The organism is Methylobacterium sp. E-045 (genome assembly GCF_022829685.1).
Taxonomy (GTDB): domain Bacteria; phylum Pseudomonadota; class Alphaproteobacteria; order Rhizobiales; family Beijerinckiaceae; genus Methylobacterium.
Genome location: NZ_JAKSYE010000134.1, coordinates 1 through 15,400 on the forward strand (window position 1 = coordinate 1; position 15,400 = coordinate 15,400).

Below are 15,400 nucleotides of genomic sequence, written 5' to 3' on the forward strand. Positions count from 1 at the left end.
GCCCTGGACCGGGCCGGCGTCAGCTCGGTGAGTTGGCCGTCGTCGCACTCGATCTTGCTCTGCTTTTCCGCCTTGAACCCACAGGCGGGGCACTTGGCGACCTTGGCCGGCTTCAGGAATTTGCACGACGTGCATTCCTTCGGCAGGGCCTCCTCGCGTGCCTTCGCATCGCGCTTCTGGCGCTCGCGCCCGTCGTCGAGCGTATCGTGGTGGATGTCGGTCACGAACCCAAGGCGCAGGTGCGTGTCCGAATGGTCGAGGATCAGGCAGTCGTCCTTGCCGTCCGCCGTCCGCAGGCCTCGTCCGATGATCTGGACGAACAGCATCTCGGACTTGGTCGGGCGGGCCAGGACGATGCAGCGAACGTCGAGATCGACGCCAGTGGTGAGGCACCCGACGCTGGTGATGACCCGCACGGTGCCGGCGGTGAACTGCCGGAAGATCGCCTCCCGGTCGGCGGGCTTCGTGTAGGCATCGATGTAGCCCGTCGAGACGTCCGCCTCAGTGAACTTGTTCTGCAGGGCCTTGGCGTGCGCCCGGTCCACCGCGAACACGAACGTCGGGCGGTTCTCCCCGTGCCGCTGCCACGTCTGGACGATGTCGGCGACCAGCTTGGGCTGGTTCATCGCCTTGCTCAGGTCGCCCTCGTGATAGTCACCGGCCACCGTCCGGACCCCTTTTAGGTCGGGGTGGCTCGGCGCGTAGACCCGAAACTGCGACAGGTACCCGGTCTCGATCAGCTCTTTCGTCGTCGTGACCTGAACGAGGTCGTCGTAATATTTCCCCAGGCCCTTCGTCCAAGGCGTCGCGGAGAGGCCGACGAACGGCACCGACGCCCAATCGGGCGCCTTCATCCACAGGCCCAGCATCTTGAACCAGCGATGGGCCTCGTCGATCACGACGATGTCGAAACGCGGGATCGCCCGGCGCTGAAGGGTCTGGATCGATGCCACCTGGATCGTCTTGCTCGCATCCGTCATCGGATGGTCGCCCTGGATCACGCCGACGTCGTGGATGCCTTCGGCGAAAAACGACCGCACCGTCTGGTCGATCAGCGCGACTGCGGGGACGACGAACAGGACCCGTTTGCCTTTGGACAGGGCGCCTTTGACGATCGCCCCGGCGACCACCGTCTTGCCGAAACCTGTCGGGGCCTGGAGCATGGGCCGGCGATGGCCGGTGGAGAGGGACTGACGCAGCCGCTCAATGATGGCCTGCTGATGAGGACGGAGATCGCGGCTCATCCAGCGAACTCCTCGTCACGGTCGTGCTGGTCGTAGCCGTTGCCGTCCAAGCCGTGGTGGATGGCGGGGCCGAAAGAGTCATCCCCATACGGCTCAGGTTGGCCGTCCGCCTGCTCACCCGTGTCAGTGCTACATCCTGATAGGTTCGTCTCGGCTAGGTTCTGATCCCTGGTCCTAGGTCCTAGGTCCAAGGTCTTTGATCTATATTCCAACATCGAGGCTTCGCGATTATTCGCGAGCCCTCGCGACTGTCCATCGAATGGGGGGAGTTTCGATTTCGACGGTTTGTCAATCTTCTGGTGTTTCAACCACTTAGGTATGTCGAGGTAGGTCGACCCATCGACGTCATACCGGCGGATGCATTCATGAGCCTCCAGCTCGGCCAACCACCCGTCGATAAGGCTCGGGGCATCGTCGTCGTAGGGGTACAGAAGGCTCGCGAGCATTCGCGAGGCCGCACGAGCCCTCCCTTCATCATCGACGATGGTCCAGAGGAGGATGAAGCATAGGCGGGCGTCTCGCGAGAGAACGCCGACCGTCTCCGACAGCGGGAATTCGGGTTTGATCGAGCGGATACGGGCCATTCTACGCTCGCCCCTCCGTCGGCATCGAGGCGAGGTCTGTCCGGCTTTTTGAGGGTTCGGAGCGAGGCTGCTGGCAGGCCAGCGCCTTGGCCTCCCAGAGGGCGTACAGCCGGTGCACGACACGCAGGCCGTACTTCTCCTGCTTCGCCGTAAGACCACCCTTGCCCGCCGCGTGCGCGAGGAGGCTGGCAGCGAAACCGAGATCCTTGTCGTCGGCATCCATGACGGCGATGCACCAACGCAGGCTATCAATCCAGATCCCGTTGGTTGGACAACACGGCACTTCTGACGCTATGAGGCTATATCCCTCTTCATCATCAGTCTGATGCAAGTATGCAGGTTCGGACATAGCCCCACCGTTCCGGAAAATGCTTGCGCATCCGGCGAAAAGTTGCTGAAGGGAGGTTGGCCGACGCTATGCGCCGAGGCGACAATCAGGGCGGGGCGCGGACCCTGGCCTTGGGGCGAGGCGTCGATTGAAGGTGGCCGCGGAATTCTGATCCCGGCGGTACGCAATGGCGTTCCCGCAGGGCTTTGAGACACTGTGCGGTCTGGCGATGCGCCGTCGCCCGCTGTCGGTTGGCCGTGGCGGCTACGTCCAGCCCCTCGGCTTCCAGGGATAAGGCCAAGCGGCCATCGACGCCGGCGCGCCCTTCGTGCCAGCGGATGAGCCTGTCGATCGCCGGTTCGGGCGGGACGTCGTAGACGTAGCTATCGGAGTCGACGCTCAATCGTCATTCTCCTGTAGCCAGACGCCGAGACCGGTCAGCCAGAGACCGTAGCGTGTGAGCATCCGCCCCAGCCGATCCTGTAGCCAAGCGGGACATGCGTTCCGCAAGCGCTTCGCACTCGGCAGCCAAGCTGGCCAGTTCATGTGATTTCCCCTGGCTACGTGCTGCACGAGCCGCCCGAATTGCCTCAATCTCACACGCCTCGATCCGTCGGGCCTTCCGGTACCAGAGGTCGAAAGCGCGCCAGTAGGACAAGCCTGCGCGACGTGCGGCTCGCCCGATCTGCGACTTGACGCGGTCCCCAGCGACAAGAGGGAGCGCGAGATCGCGCAGTCCTTCGGATGCTTCAAACGACAGAGCGGTCACTGACCCCTCCCAAGACTTTTGGGACATCTCCCAAGACTCCTCGGCCATGTTGATCGGCGTGACGAGGAGCGTTGAGATGCGGAACGGAAACGAAGGATCGGCAGTGCGCAACGTCTTGGCGGGCATTGGCGGACGGCAGATCAGTGACGTGACGAAATCGAAGCGGCCCGAGTACGGCAGCTACCAGGGGAAGGGGCGACCGCCTCACAACACGATGGTCGGCAGCAAGAGAGGAACGGTCGTGATGAGGCGCTGACGACATCATGGGTGCGCGCCCTCCGCGGCAACGGAGGGGCTGCCCGGTCGGCGCTTTACCGGCCGCATATCGGCGACGGTGACTTCGCCCGCGCTCAGTTCGACGATCCGGGCGGCAACTCGGATCGACGGTCCACGCTCCCGGTATCGGAGCTTTCGAATACCGGAAATCGATATTCCACCTACCTTTTCCGCCATTTGGCGATCCGAGAGACCGGCTATGCGCATCCACCTGCCGAGCACCATTTCACCGCCCTCCGCACTGCAGAAAGACGATGGTCGGAACCGGCGGCCGACCGAGACCGTCCTGGCTGACGCCCTCGCCGTGATGCTCGTGGACCTGATTGCGGTCCTGTCCGACTCGCACACCGTCGAGACGCTGGAGCGGTTGGCGAACCGCCTCGATGATCGCGGCAGGATAGCAAACGGGACACCGGCCGCGGCCCTGCTGGGGCAGGTGAGCGTGTCCTTGATGCGCATGGGCTTGTAAAAGAAGCATTCAAGCAGCCCCCGCAAGCATTCGCTCAGGTGGCGCAAGTGGGCGGGTATAGCGAAAATTGCGTCGGGCGGACGCCCAGGAAGCTGCCGGCACCTTGCCAGCAGAGATGTCAAAAGCTGCCGCTATAGCCCATGCCGGGATCGCACGCTCTCCCGTTTCCCACCGCTGGAGCGTGCGGGATGGGTTGCGGCCACCAATGGCTAGCCGGCGCGCGGCATCCGCGAGAGATAGACCCTTGCTGTCGCGCCACGCTCGAAAGGACATGCTTTTCGCCATAGATTGATGCATAGCCGATGCGGCTAACTCCGGCAACATGAATATGAGCCGCAGCGGCTATAGACCTCCAGAAACCGCGGAGTGCATACGGCTATATGAGCAAAACTGCCCCCAATCGCATCGCCGAGTTCCGGAAAGCGGAAGGCCTAACCCAGCAAGAGTTGGCGGAGGCAGTCGGCGCCCATTGGATCACCATCTCGCGCCTGGAGCGCGGCAAGCTGCCTCTGTCCTTCGATTGGGCCGAGCGCATAGGCAACGCGCTAAAGATCGGAAAATTTGCAGTCTATAATACAGAGCCAGAACAGAAGCGCATATTTGTTGATGGGTCAATTACTTCGAGGGGCGAAGTGGAATATTACCTCGACGAGGCGGGCAACGAAATATTTAATGGATATCTAGTAAATATCGATTTCTATCGTCGGGCCGGCGTGCAATGGTTCGAGATAGAGAGTGATGGTTTCTTTCCATTTTTTCAAACAAATGATTTAGTTCAGGTTACATGGCAAAAACCTGAAGACATAGATATATTTATCAACCGACTTTGTATCGCAAGTATCAAAATGGACAGCAAAGATTACACGAGAAACATTTTGGGATTTGTCGTTCCCGGCCGTAAAAATGGAACCTACGATGTTAACATCCTTAGCGGAGCGCCCCTGCGGAACGTCATCTTAGATACGGTTGCGGTGGTCACAATGGCTCTCTTCAATCCGTCAGCTTGGAAGAGCGTGGAGGCCGAGGATCGCTCCGATAGCGAGGGCTCAAACGGTACATAGCCGCAACGGCTAAAAATAAGTTGACATCGACATAGCCGATGGGGCTATGTTGCTTCTCGGGACTTAGCCGAGGAGCGCTTACATGCTTGCGAACACCTACCCCTTCCTCCCGATCTGCGCCTTCACCCTGCTCTGGGCGATCGGCAACGTCCTGACCAGCGGCGAGGCCTGACCCATGGCCCGCCGCAAGACTATCGCCGACGCCGAGGCCGCCGAGGTTGCCCGGTTCCTGGACGGCGCCACTGATGTCGGCCCGCTCGATCCGGTCGACGCAGCCATCGCGACGCACCGCGCGGCCTGGGCTAAGATGCTCACGCTGTACGAGGCGAAGAAAACGGCTAAGCCTAGGTACAAAGCCGAGTACGCCCTGCAGGATTACAAGGACGTCTACAGCGAGCATGTCGACGAATTCGTCCGCACGCTGCTCACCACCATGGCCCAAGTCACAGCGTTCGCGAGCTATATCGCCGAATTCTCAGGCACCTTCATGCCTTGGGACTGCCCTTCGTCGGCGCGGGGATGGCAGCTGTCCGCTGCCATGGCGAATGTCGCCGACGCACTGGTGCGCCTGAGCGCAGCCGCCCCCGCCATCACCACCGCCCGCGCGCCCTTGGCGCTCGCAGCCTGAATTCATCGGGCTCGCAATCCCGCGCGCCCGGAATGAAGCGGCCCCACCGGTGCTGAACCACCGGCGAGGCCTACCCCGAAACCCACGGAGATGAAGCATGGAACAGGGTGCTTTTGCCCATAGCACAGTCGTGTCCGAAGGGCAGGATGTGGAGCGCAGCGCGACCGATAAGGCGGCGCTGGACGATGCCGCGACGAAGCTGCTGACGGCGACGGAACAGCGGGCCTCGACCGAGGGAACGGCCGACCCGATCATTGCGCTGATCGAGGAAGGCCGCCGGCTCCTTGCCGTCTCCGAGACTCTTCACGCGAGGCCGGAAGCCGATACCGCCGAGGGTGAGGCCTTGGCGGAAGGCGAGCGCGCAGATGCCCTTCGCGCTCTTTGGGATCACAACAACGGCACGCTTCTTAAAACGGTGCCTCTTACCGCCGCTGGCTGCCGTGAACTGTCCCGGTTTGCCGTGGAGTATTCCGAGAAGAACGGTGTCTCGATTTCGGACGACGAGCAGGCCGTGACTAGCCTCATCGCACGGTCGCCCCTGTTACTGCGTCTTTCATTCGACGCCATTCCCGACCCGGTGTTCTCTGCCATCGAACGCTATCACGCGGCGCGGGCTGCTGGAGAAGCCTTCAGCAAGCGGTTTGAAGTCGAGGGGGCGGAAGCTCTCGGTGGCTGGGATGTCGCAAGTGAGGAAGATCTACGCCTCGCCTGCGTATGGTCCGACCTCGCCACCGAAGTTCTGGAAACCGCACCGACCACGGAAGCGGGGCGCCTCGCTCTCGCGGCCTTCATCGAGATGTGGGTGGACAATCACGGCAACTTGGACGGCTCGCCGCAGGACGGTTCCGAGACCGTCTTTGCCGAGGTCTATCCCGCGCTGCTCAAGGCGCTCCGGGCTTCTGTCCCTACCGGCTTTGAGCCGATCGCTGAGGTCCGCGCCTTGCCCCCGAAGCGCGCCACGGTGGCGCGCCCGCCTCAACCATCACCGGCGGTTATCCCTACTGGCGGCCTCGCCGAGGCCTGCGATTGGGCCGTGAGACATGCCGCATGGCTGAATGAGGCGACGATCGCGGAAGGCTGGACCAATGACCGCTTAGACGCAGAAATGACCAAGTATAATCTAGTTTGGGACCGCGCAGTTTCGGAGCCTGCTGACACTATCCAGACCTTGGCGGCAAAAGCCCGGATGCTAAAAACAAGTTGGCTGGACAACAAGTGCGATGAGGAGCGCGACGGTCTCGATAAGCTGATCTTATCCGTGATGGAGGACGTGGCCACGCTGAGCAGCCAGCAATCTGAGTCCGCGCCTTTATCGCTGGAGGCTCGGTCGTGAGCCAGAAGCTCAATACGCGCCCGGCCGGATCGCTCGCCTACGACGTCGCGGTGATGGGAAGGGACGATCATGCGCATCCCTGAAATCCGAGACGAGATGCAGGCCGCGGCGAACGAGACCACCGATCTGGTTTTCCGGGCGAAGCTCCTGCGCTGGGTTGGCGAGCTCCGCCGTCGCAAGCCTGTTCGCAAGGCGCGGCCACAGTGCCGGACTATGTCCGTGGGGCTGGCCGAGGCGATCAGGCGGTACGCCGCCGACCATCCGGGCGAGGGGTATCAAGCCATGTCGACGCGGTTCTCTGTGTCGGTCGGCCGGATCTCCGAAGTCCTCGCTGGTCGGAGGGATTAAGCCATGAAGGCGCCGGAAAAGCCGCCATACGGCTCCCCCTGCAACGGCTGCGGCTTCTGTTGCGCTGCCGTCCCGTGCGGGATCGCCATTGAGTACATCCCCGGCCACCCGAGCGAGGGGCCGTGCCAGGCCATGGAGTTCGCTGACGGCCGGTTCTTCTGCGGGATGATCCGTCGGCCGGGCCACTACATGGGCCTGCCGAACGATTGGGCCGACGACATGCTCGGCGGGATGATCGCCGAGGCCCTCGGCGCCGGCCGGGGCTGCGATGCCGACGACGGCGTCCTCGATATCGTGGAGATGGCATCATGAGGGTGCCGACCATCCTGGACTTATCCCAGGCGTGGGGCAGCCTCTCGCCGGCGCAGGCCGACTACATCGGCTTCCTCGCCCTCATCATGGTCTTCCACGGCTTCCTCGATGGCAGTGCCTACGAGGCGCCGGACAAGGTGCTGTCGGACCCTATCGCGCGCTCGGAGGCTAACGACCGGTCAAACGCCGCCCTGACCGAGATCTTCGCCTTCATTGAGGACGCTCTGCCCGACTTGTTCGGGCCGGAGGGCGAGCCCCCCCTATGGGCCATCTATTCGCAGGGAGTGCCGAGCAATGGTTGAAGCACAGCACGCCCCCATGCGCCCGATCGCCTGCCTTTCATTCGGCGGCACCACCCTACGGGCGCCGCCGGCAAGCGAACTGGAGCAAGGTCATGATCTAGACCATCCTCGTCCACGCTCTCACGGCTGTCATGGCCTTCACCTTCGGGCCGATGATCGTAGCCTGCTACGCCGCCCGCCGACACATCGAGGGCGGCCACTGCAACGCGAACGAAGGAATGGCAAAATGCCCGGAAAGAAACGAATTTCTGCCGTCGATAGGAGCGGCCGGGAATACAGTTGCGATGAAATGAGACTGGTCTTTAAGACGTTCTATAAGAAAAATACGGCCGTCATAGCAAAAATGCTCCCAAGTATATCAGAGGATGCAATGCGCAAGCGCGCGAAGTTTTACGGGGTAATGGAGGCGCGAGATTACGAAATTTATTCAGACTGTCATATTGCAATATTGCGGGACAAGTTCCCGGACTATGCGGAGATGGAAAGACTACTACCCGAACGCTCGGCCCGGAGCATTCGCGTCCGGTGTCGAAGGCTGGGTTTAAGACAGCCTCACTTGGGCGATTTCACCCCAGAAGAAGACGCGATGTTGCGGCGAGGCGAAAAGCCGCCCGGCCGGGGCCAGCAAAGTATATACAGACGGCACCTCAGGTTGGGCATTGATAAATCCTCCCTCAAAAAGGTCCTAGCCCTTGGAGAAGAGGCATTGCGCGAGCGGGTCAACTCTATCGTCCCGCGCGGCCTACCGCGTCACATTCGAGAGGAAGCAATCCAAATTGTCCATATGCTGTGCATCGAGGGCAAGTGCTCTCCTGAGGATGAGCCTTTACGCGCCGCCTGCAAGCGAGCCGTAACCGCCACTCGGAAAATGCACCCGGATTGGGGGGCGCCTTTGAGTATGGACGCCAAGCTCTTCGATGACGGCAGCGCGACCGTAGGTGATCGGATCTCGTCCGACACCTTCCACTTCTAGCTCCGTTCGCGCCGATGGCAGGCTCACAATTCACGAACCCGATTGTCGGCGCGAACGCCCCTCTGATCTCTACGGAGCCCGTCATGATCGAAGCCATGCGGCTGCCCTGCTGCGTCTCCACGAAGGAACTCGCGTGATGGCTAAGGCTAGGAGGGTCGCGATCCCGCAGGGACCGATCTCCGACACGACTCCGCTGCGCCTGGAAGTCGCCGCGGCCCTCGCCTACCCGGACGGGTCGATGACGGTCAGCGGCCTCCGCCGAGAGCGTGATGCTGGCCGGCTGGATGTCGAGCTCACGGCGGGCAAGGAATACACAACGTTGCACGCCATCGAGCAGATGAGGAAACAATGTCGAGGCCTTCGAAAGGCGCCCGTCTCTATGCTCAGGCAGAGCGGCGCGATCCACGAACCGGGGAGCTCCTTGAACGGGCCATCTGGGTCATCCGAGACGGTGGGACTAAGCGCAGCACAGGCGTCCCTGTCACGGACGATAGACGCGCTCCTCCAGAAGCCGAACAAGCCTTCAGCCGATACCTCGCCGAAAAGCACACGCCCCCGCGGGAAGGCCACCGTCCACTCGCTGCCATCCCGCTCGCGGATGTCATCAACATCTACCTGACGGACTGCGCCGACCGACAGGCGCGGCCGAAGGAGGTCGCCCAACGCGCCAGGGCGCTCCTTACGTTCTGGGGAACGAAGAGCCTTGCCCAGGTCAACGGCGACAGCTGCCGGGCCTATGTCGAGGAGGGCGGTACGCGGCGCCAGCTCGAAGACCTCCGGGCCGCTATCGAACACCATTTGTCCGAGGGCTACCACCGCGAGATCGTTCGTGTGGTTCTGCCGGAGAAGGGTCAATCCCGCGAGCGCTGGCTGACACGCGCCGAGGCCGCGCGCCTGGTCTGGGCAGCCTATAGGTATCGGGAGATCCAGAAGGGGCATGAGACGGACAAGCGCACTCGGCGTCACGTCGCTCGGTTCATCCTGATCGCCCTCTATACCGGCACCCGAGCGGGAGCGATCTGCGCCGCATCGTTCACGCCGACCGAGGGTCGAGGCTGGATCAACCTTGATACCGGCGTCTTCTACCGCCGGCCATCCGGCGAGCGCGAGACCAACAAGCGGAAGGCTCCGGTGCGCCTCCCCGACGGATTGCTGGCGCACCTGCGCCGATGGCATCGAAAGGGCCTATGCCGCAACCATCCGGTGGAATGGCAGGGGCGCCCCGTGAAGGACGTCGACAAGGCGTTCCGGCACGCACGAGCGGATGCTGGCCTATCCGACGACGTGACGCCTCACGTCCTGAAGCACACGGCGGTGACCTGGGCCATGCACCACGGCGTCAGTAAGGAGGAGGCGGCCAGCTTCTTCTCGACGACGGTCGACACGATCGAGCGCGTGTACTGGCACCACCATCCCGATTTTCAGAGGGAGGCGGCCAAGCGCATGGGCCGACGACCCCGACAGAAACCCGACAGAAACGACAGAAACGACCGTGAACAGGCGGGAACAAACGAGGGGAACGTGGTCGATTTCTCGAAGGCGGGCTAGTTTGCCCCCACGTTCGGGACGTGGGGGTCGCAGGTTCAAATCCTGCCACTCCGACCAAATTTCCCGAGAGTTCGCAGTCTCTTACTGCCTCCCCCAAAACCCCAGCCGCACGGCGTGGACCGCATGACGAGCATCGGTTTCCGCGTGATGTTGTCCGCCATCTTCGCGAACGGCGTGCCGCTGACAACGAGCCACGTCGCTGCGCTGTGGCGCGGAATGTGAGGCATTACGTCGTCGACGCAGGTCGGACATGGGCGGCGGCCATCGCGGCCCCGCCCACCCCGCTGCGCTACGGCTCGGTTCGCTCGCCGTGCGTCAGGCGGAGCCCGGCGGCGGGCCACCCATCAGACCAGATGCGCGAATCGGCCTCCCAGCGCTCGCGCTTCCGCCTGAAGGTCTTCTTCGTTCGCGGCGGCCTGCCCGGAAAGGCGGGCGACGATCATGGGCAATCGCCAGGCGTCGATGTCCCGCCTGTCGATGCCGCTTAATCGGCAATACGTCCACACGTAGAAATCCGCCAATCTCGCGCGGATCTGCGCATCAACCGCCTGACCCCAAGCGTTGACGGCGCCGGTGCGTCCGGATCGAAGGATGAGCTCGGTGCGAGCGACATCGGCCGCGGGATGTCCTGCCGTCGACTTTTCCCAGTCGATGACGACCAGTCCGTCCGGCGTGAAGAGCGCGTTCTCGGGGTGGAGATCACCGTGACAGAGGTTGTCCCCGTCGGGCAGGCGATCGAGCACGGCGAGCGTCGTCTGCTTCAGCCAGGCAGGAACCCGTGCTCTGGAGACCTGGACGCGAAGGGCATCCTGCTGATTGGGAAGCGGAGCATCGACGATCGTGTGGATGCCGACCTGAAATTGGGCAAGCTGCCTCAAGGCGCCCAGCAATCCGACCGGGCTCCGCTTGAAATGTTCGAGAACCGTCTTGCCGTCGATGTGTTCGAACAGCACGCCGGATCGTCCCTGCCGCTCGATGACCCCCAGAGGGGCCGGGACGCGCAGGCCTTGAGAATGGGCGTAAGACGTCGCAACGAACTCCCTCTCGGCGAGCGACTTTCCCCATCTCGCCTTGTAGAGTTTCAGTATCTGACCCGATTTTTCGACGAAGACTTCGGCACTCCGTCCCTCACCGATGCGACGTGCCTGATCAAGAGCGACCTCTTGCGTCAATACCATATCGATCCAACGTCATGGCCCCCTCGATGCCATGCGCGAAAGTATGGTCGATAAAGTTCAGTCGGCAATCCAATCCGGGACGGGATCGGCGCCGGCATGGGCAGGAGGTGCCGGTGCACACATGACGCAGCAAAAACCCCGCTCCGGCTCTCGCCGGGCGGGGTCTGACTGCGCGGACTCTTCACCCCGAAGTCTGCAGCCCGTCAGTAGCCGTAGCGGTAAGCCCGACGATAGTGCTGATCCTGGCGGCGCAGGTGAGCGTCATAGCGGCGTTCATGAAGCATCTGTCGGCGAATGTGCTTCCGATAGCGGTACTGGGGCGAATGCCCGTAACGGGGCCGGTACCCATACCCGTACTGGACGGTTTCGGTCGCTGCCGGCTGTCCGAGCGAGGTGGCATCCACGGCCAGGGGAGCGGCCTGGGCCGTTGACGTCAAGCCGGCACATACGAGCGCCGCGGCGAGCGCGAGGGAGCGCAGGTCTTTCATCGGATATCCTTCCTTGTGGGTAGGGCAACGGCATCTAGGGCGCTGAAGCTTGGCTTCAACCGATGAACCCCGCCGAACGGACCGATCCCGGTCGTCGGTCGGGATCGGTACCCCTTGGTATGGGCCATAAGCCCCTCATGCGGCGAGACGGTGGTCGAGGGTGCCGTTACGATGGGGCACGTGTACGGGCACCGTCGTCCCGACTATCGGGAAGAGGTGGCCGGGCGCAGGAGGCGGTGCCCCCGGCAGGCTCCTCCCGCAAAGCCGCTTGGTGAGAAGCCAACGGGACGCCGCTGGCCGGGCGCGATGAATGGGATCCATGCGACGTTGCTTCGTCTGTGAGGCCGACCTCCTCGAACCGACGGACCGGCACATCGTCCATGAGGATGGGCGGCGGCGGGCGTTTCCCTTCGCCTGCGCCTCGTGCGGCGTGCTGGTCCAAGACGGGGCGGACCCGGCCGCATGCTGGGCTGATCTCGCGCGGGGCTTGGCCGGGCGCGCGTTCCGCCTCGATCCGCAAGCGCCCTACGGTCTCGACATCTACACCCTGCGCCTTGCCGCGACCCGCCTCCGCCGTGGCGTGCGCGCGGTCCGCGAGGCCGACCGGGCGGCCCTGCTGCATCCGCATTCCGAGCGGGCCGCCGCCGGTGACCTGTTCGATCTCAACGCCGGACGGCCGGCGACGGTCTCCCTCGGCCTTCTCTGCCGACCTCAGGACCTGGAGGCGGTGCTGGCCGGCCTCCCCGCCCATGCGGCCTGGACCAATGACGTGGCGATCCTCGTCGACGCTCCCGACGGCCCGCCATCCGCCGCGCCCATCCGCGGCTATCCCTCCGGCGCCGTTCGGATCGCCGCCCGTCCCCTCGCCGACGATTTCGCGGCGCAGCGCAACGCGCTGCAGGACCTGTCGCGGCGTGCCTGGATGCTCCAGCTCGACGCCGACGAGGCGCTTGCGCCCGCCGTGGGTGAGCTGCTTCCGGCCCTTGCCGCCCTGGCCGAGGAGGGGGACGTCCTCTCCATCGGCCTGCCCCGGCGCAACCGCGTCGACGGGGTTCTGTCGGATGTCTATCCGGACGTTCAGTACCGCTTGAATCGCATGCATGTCCGCTTCCGCGGGCGCGTTCACGAGCGTCCCGATCTCGGCGGCGAATGGCGGCGGGGCTTCATCACCCTCCACGGCGCCATCGAGCACCGGCTCTCCCGTGCCCATGTGGAGGCGCGGTCCCGGCGCTACGAGGCGATGGACCCCGGCCGGGGGCGACCGGAGGAGGAGACGGCGCTTCTGCGCCCCTACCGGCCCTGACGCGCTCCGGCGATGGCCCGTTCGTAGAGCGCCAGGGTCTCGGACCCGAGCCGCGCCCGATCGAAGGCGCCGCTCGCCGCCAGGGCGCGGTCCCGCAGGCGCAGGCGCAAGCCGGAATCTAAGAGCAGCGGCCGGATGGCGTCGGCCAGGGCCGCCCCCGTCGCCTCGGACGCCAGCAGCCCGGCGCCCGGCGCGCCGACGAAGGCGCGGGCGCTGGCATCCACGGCGCAGGCCACCACCGGGCGGCCATGGGCCAGGGCTTCCTGGTAGACGAGGCCGAAACTCTCGTAGCGCGAGGGGGCGAGCACCGCATGCGCTTGCCCATAGGCGGCCTCCAGGGCCACGCCATCGATCCGGCCGAGGGGACGCAGGCGCCGTCGCGCGACGGCGGGACAATCCGCCGGGAGGTCGGCCTCGGGCACGCCCACGAGGGCGATCTCGAAGGGGGGAAGCGTTCCGGCCTCGTGGTCGGCACCGAGGATCGCGGCGGCGGCCAGCAGCAGATCGAACCCCTTGCGCGGTTCGGCCCGGCCGACGAAGAGCAGGCGCACCGGACCGTCCGTAGCCTCCGGGTAGGGCGCGGCGCGCGCGCGGTCGAGCATCTCCGGGGGCAGGCTCAGGCCGATGACGGCGTGGGGCCGGGCGGGGCGCAAGCCATAGAGCGCCGTCATTCGCCCCGCGTGCTCGCCGGTATTCGAGATGAGGCCGGCGCTCGCCCTGGCCTGCCGGCGTTCAAGCCGGTCGGCGGCGAGCCCGTCGAGGCGGTCGCGCAGGGAGGCGGCCGGTTCGCGCGAGAAGGCGGCGGGCGTCGAGTTGCGGGTCACCAGGGGCGGGGCTCCGCCGCCTCCGAGGAGGCAGGCCGGCCCGTACCAGTTCGTGGCCTCGATGCAGGCGAAGGGAGTCCGGGCATGGGCACGGAGCACCGCCCGGCGGAAGGCCATCGGCGCGGCGAGGTGCCCGGCCGATCCCCACTGGCGCAGCCGCGCGAGGGGGGAGCCCGGCGGGAGACCGATCCCCTCGATTGTCACGCCCCCATGGTCGCCGGACCCGGTGCGGTCGAGGGTGAACACCGTGACGGTGATGCCGAGCGCGCTCAGGCTCTCGGCGATCTCGCGCGCGGCGGTGGAGAGCCCGCTCGGGGCCGGGGGATAGTCCCAGGCGAGGAGCGCCGTGCGCATGCGCCCGCTCACCGGCCGAGCAGGCGCCGGTAGATCGCGAGGTAGTCGGCGGCCATGCGCTCGGCGGTGAAGCGTGCCTCGAAGCAGCGGCGCACCTCGGCCCGGTCGAGTTCGCCCACCCGCGCCAGGGCCGCCACCGCCTCGGCCTCGGAGGAGACGACGAAGCCCGTGACCCCGTCCTCGACGATCTCCGGCACGGAGCCCCGGTTCCAGGCGATCACCGGGGTGCCGCAGGCCATGGCCTCGATCATCACGAGGCCGAAGGGTTCGGGCCAGTCGATGGGAAACAGGAGGGCGCGCGCGCCGCCGAGGAGCCGGCCCTTGGCACGATCGTCCACCGGGCCGACATAGACGGCGTCGTCACCGAGCAGCGGGCGGACCGCCCTGTCGAAATAATCCGGGTTGCCCACGTCCACCGTCCCGGCGAGGCGGATCGGCAGGCCCGCCGCGCGTGCGACGCGGATGGCGACGTCGGGCCGCTTCTGGTCGGTCATCCGGCCGACGAAGGCGAGATGGCCCTCCGGCTCGCTGCACAGGGCGTAACGGTCGCGGGCGATGCCGTGATGGACGATGCCGGCGCGGTTCGCCGCCGGGATGCCGGCTTCCTGCGCCGCCGAGATCGCCGCCACGGGCAGGTCGGGAAACCCGGCGAAGAACAGCGCCCGGTCGCGCTCGTCCACGCGCCAGTGCACCGTCGTCAGGCTGCGGCATCGCCGCGCGCCGAGCACGGGCGCATGCGCGAACTCGCCGTGGCAATGGACGATGTCGAAATCGTCGAGGCGACGGGCAAGCGCTTCCATCTGCAGCGCTTCCAGGGCCGCGGGCACCCCCGGAGCCACCCGGCCCTCACGGGCTTCCAGGGCGGCGAGACTGAGATGATCCCCGACCCTTGGTATATCTGTCACACTGTCCGCCGGGGCGAAGAGCGTTACGTCAACCTGCAAGTTTCGCAGTGCTATGCTGAGATCGTGGATGACGCGCTCCGTCCCGCCATGATGCGTCGGAGGGGTCGGGAAGATGTTGGGTGCAACCTGCGCGACACGGATCACGGGTTGTTCTTGCGTTTTAGGTATGAAAG

At 64.9% G+C, this 15,400-nt stretch carries 18 protein-coding genes and 1 tRNA gene; 11 read left to right on the forward strand and 8 right to left on the reverse strand.

The window, feature by feature from the left end; genetic code table 11:
* The 4 genes from MKK51_RS25735 to MKK51_RS25750 form a co-directional block, all read right to left on the reverse strand.
* Positions 1–1,244: DEAD/DEAH box helicase (locus MKK51_RS25735; protein WP_243982447.1), on the reverse strand; the 1,244-nt coding region annotated here is incomplete at its 3' end.
* The gene (locus MKK51_RS25740; RefSeq protein ID WP_243982456.1) at positions 1,241–1,828 is read right to left on the reverse strand and encodes a hypothetical protein; all 588 of its coding nucleotides are present in this window, start codon (positions 1,826–1,828) and stop codon (positions 1,241–1,243) included. The genes MKK51_RS25740 and MKK51_RS25735, both read right to left, overlap by 4 nt.
* 1 nt (position 1,829) lies before the next feature.
* Positions 1,830–2,051, reverse strand: a complete 222-nt coding sequence (locus MKK51_RS25745; protein ID WP_243982458.1) for a hypothetical protein — start codon at positions 2,049–2,051, stop codon at positions 1,830–1,832.
* Positions 2,052–2,262: 211 nt separating this feature from the next.
* Positions 2,263–2,559, reverse strand: coding sequence for a hypothetical protein (locus MKK51_RS25750; protein WP_243982460.1), 297 nt, complete (start codon positions 2,557–2,559; stop codon positions 2,263–2,265).
* 841 nt (positions 2,560–3,400) lie between these two features.
* Between MKK51_RS25750 and MKK51_RS25755 the strand changes: the two genes are divergently transcribed.
* The 10 genes from MKK51_RS25755 to MKK51_RS25800 all read left to right on the forward strand — a co-directional run bounded on the left by MKK51_RS25755 (position 3,401) and on the right by MKK51_RS25800 (position 10,232).
* Positions 3,401–3,670 (forward strand): hypothetical protein, encoded by a 270-nt coding sequence (locus MKK51_RS25755; RefSeq protein WP_243982462.1) that lies wholly within the window; start codon positions 3,401–3,403, stop codon positions 3,668–3,670.
* Between the two features lie 380 nt (positions 3,671–4,050).
* Positions 4,051–4,731, forward strand: a complete 681-nt coding sequence (locus MKK51_RS25760; RefSeq protein WP_243982463.1) for a helix-turn-helix transcriptional regulator — start codon at positions 4,051–4,053, stop codon at positions 4,729–4,731.
* A 175-nt stretch (positions 4,732–4,906) separates the two neighbouring features.
* On the forward strand, positions 4,907–5,359 hold the full coding sequence (locus tag MKK51_RS25765) for a hypothetical protein (protein WP_243982465.1): 453 nt from the start codon (positions 4,907–4,909) through the stop codon (positions 5,357–5,359).
* 97 nt (positions 5,360–5,456) lie between these two features.
* Complete coding sequence (locus MKK51_RS25770) at positions 5,457–6,692, forward strand: hypothetical protein (RefSeq protein ID WP_243982467.1); 1,236 nt, start codon at positions 5,457–5,459, stop codon at positions 6,690–6,692.
* 69 nt (positions 6,693–6,761) lie between these two features.
* Positions 6,762–7,040 carry a hypothetical protein gene (locus MKK51_RS25775; protein ID WP_243982469.1) on the forward strand — a complete coding sequence of 93 codons (279 nt, stop codon included), beginning with the start codon at positions 6,762–6,764 and terminating at the stop codon, positions 7,038–7,040.
* Between the two features lie 3 nt (positions 7,041–7,043).
* Positions 7,044–7,352 carry a hypothetical protein gene (locus MKK51_RS25780; protein WP_243982470.1) on the forward strand — a complete coding sequence of 103 codons (309 nt, stop codon included), beginning with the start codon at positions 7,044–7,046 and terminating at the stop codon, positions 7,350–7,352.
* Positions 7,349–7,654: a hypothetical protein gene (locus tag MKK51_RS25785; RefSeq protein WP_243982471.1), complete on the forward strand. Its 306-nt coding sequence runs from the start codon at positions 7,349–7,351 to the stop codon at positions 7,652–7,654. Before MKK51_RS25780 ends, MKK51_RS25785 begins: the two co-directional genes overlap by 4 nt.
* A 226-nt stretch (positions 7,655–7,880) precedes the next feature.
* Positions 7,881–8,627 carry a hypothetical protein gene (locus MKK51_RS25790; RefSeq protein WP_243982472.1) on the forward strand — a complete coding sequence of 249 codons (747 nt, stop codon included), beginning with the start codon at positions 7,881–7,883 and terminating at the stop codon, positions 8,625–8,627.
* 348 nt (positions 8,628–8,975) lie between these two features.
* Positions 8,976–10,175, forward strand: coding sequence for a tyrosine-type recombinase/integrase (locus tag MKK51_RS25795; protein WP_243982474.1), 1,200 nt, complete (start codon positions 8,976–8,978; stop codon positions 10,173–10,175).
* Positions 10,143–10,232: transfer RNA gene (locus MKK51_RS25800), tRNA-Pro, on the forward strand. Before MKK51_RS25795 ends, MKK51_RS25800 begins: the two co-directional genes overlap by 33 nt.
* Before the next feature lie 287 nt (positions 10,233–10,519).
* Here the strand turns inward: MKK51_RS25800 and MKK51_RS25805 are convergent.
* Both MKK51_RS25805 and MKK51_RS25810 read right to left on the reverse strand, forming a co-directional pair.
* Positions 10,520–11,353 carry a phosphotransferase family protein gene (locus MKK51_RS25805; RefSeq protein ID WP_243982476.1) on the reverse strand — a complete coding sequence of 278 codons (834 nt, stop codon included), beginning with the start codon at positions 11,351–11,353 and terminating at the stop codon, positions 10,520–10,522.
* 203 nt (positions 11,354–11,556) lie between these two features.
* On the reverse strand, positions 11,557–11,841 hold the full coding sequence (locus MKK51_RS25810; RefSeq protein ID WP_243982478.1) for a hypothetical protein: 285 nt from the start codon (positions 11,839–11,841) through the stop codon (positions 11,557–11,559).
* A 319-nt stretch (positions 11,842–12,160) separates the two neighbouring features.
* Between MKK51_RS25810 and MKK51_RS25815 the strand changes: the two genes are divergently transcribed.
* Entirely contained in the window at positions 12,161–13,144 is a 984-nt protein-coding gene (locus MKK51_RS25815; RefSeq protein ID WP_243982480.1) for a hypothetical protein, read from the forward strand.
* Here MKK51_RS25815 and MKK51_RS25820 read toward each other — a convergent pair.
* Positions 13,132–14,322, reverse strand: a complete 1,191-nt coding sequence (locus MKK51_RS25820) for a glycosyltransferase family 4 protein (protein ID WP_243982482.1) — start codon at positions 14,320–14,322, stop codon at positions 13,132–13,134. The two genes, MKK51_RS25815 and MKK51_RS25820, sit on opposite strands and share 13 nt — an antisense overlap.
* A gap of 8 nt (positions 14,323–14,330) precedes the next feature.
* Positions 14,331–15,371 (reverse strand): glycosyltransferase family 4 protein, encoded by a 1,041-nt coding sequence (locus tag MKK51_RS25825; RefSeq protein ID WP_313898840.1) that lies wholly within the window; start codon positions 15,369–15,371, stop codon positions 14,331–14,333.
* Positions 15,372–15,400: the final 29 nt, after the last annotated feature.

Bases quoted from the DNA above. Each gene is read 5' to 3' on its own strand.
- MKK51_RS25740 (WP_243982456.1), bottom strand. From the start codon at position 1,828: ATGGCCCGTATCCGCTCGATCAAACCCGAATTCCCGCTGTCGGAGACG.
- MKK51_RS25745 (WP_243982458.1), bottom strand. From the start codon at position 2,051: ATGGATGCCGACGACAAGGATCTCGGTTTCGCTGCCAGCCTCCTCGCG.
- MKK51_RS25755 (WP_243982462.1), top strand. From the start codon at position 3,401: ATGCGCATCCACCTGCCGAGCACCATTTCACCGCCCTCCGCACTGCAG.
- MKK51_RS25760 (WP_243982463.1), top strand. From the start codon at position 4,051: ATGAGCAAAACTGCCCCCAATCGCATCGCCGAGTTCCGGAAAGCGGAA.
- MKK51_RS25765 (WP_243982465.1), top strand. From the start codon at position 4,907: ATGGCCCGCCGCAAGACTATCGCCGACGCCGAGGCCGCCGAGGTTGCC.
- MKK51_RS25770 (WP_243982467.1), top strand. From the start codon at position 5,457: ATGGAACAGGGTGCTTTTGCCCATAGCACAGTCGTGTCCGAAGGGCAG.
- MKK51_RS25775 (WP_243982469.1), top strand. From the start codon at position 6,762: ATGCGCATCCCTGAAATCCGAGACGAGATGCAGGCCGCGGCGAACGAG.
- MKK51_RS25780 (WP_243982470.1), top strand. From the start codon at position 7,044: ATGAAGGCGCCGGAAAAGCCGCCATACGGCTCCCCCTGCAACGGCTGC.
- MKK51_RS25785 (WP_243982471.1), top strand. From the start codon at position 7,349: ATGAGGGTGCCGACCATCCTGGACTTATCCCAGGCGTGGGGCAGCCTC.
- MKK51_RS25790 (WP_243982472.1), top strand. From the start codon at position 7,881: ATGCCCGGAAAGAAACGAATTTCTGCCGTCGATAGGAGCGGCCGGGAA.
- MKK51_RS25795 (WP_243982474.1), top strand. From the start codon at position 8,976: ATGTCGAGGCCTTCGAAAGGCGCCCGTCTCTATGCTCAGGCAGAGCGG.
- MKK51_RS25805 (WP_243982476.1), bottom strand. From the start codon at position 11,353: ATGGTATTGACGCAAGAGGTCGCTCTTGATCAGGCACGTCGCATCGGT.
- MKK51_RS25810 (WP_243982478.1), bottom strand. From the start codon at position 11,841: ATGAAAGACCTGCGCTCCCTCGCGCTCGCCGCGGCGCTCGTATGTGCC.
- MKK51_RS25815 (WP_243982480.1), top strand. From the start codon at position 12,161: ATGCGACGTTGCTTCGTCTGTGAGGCCGACCTCCTCGAACCGACGGAC.
- MKK51_RS25820 (WP_243982482.1), bottom strand. From the start codon at position 14,322: ATGCGCACGGCGCTCCTCGCCTGGGACTATCCCCCGGCCCCGAGCGGG.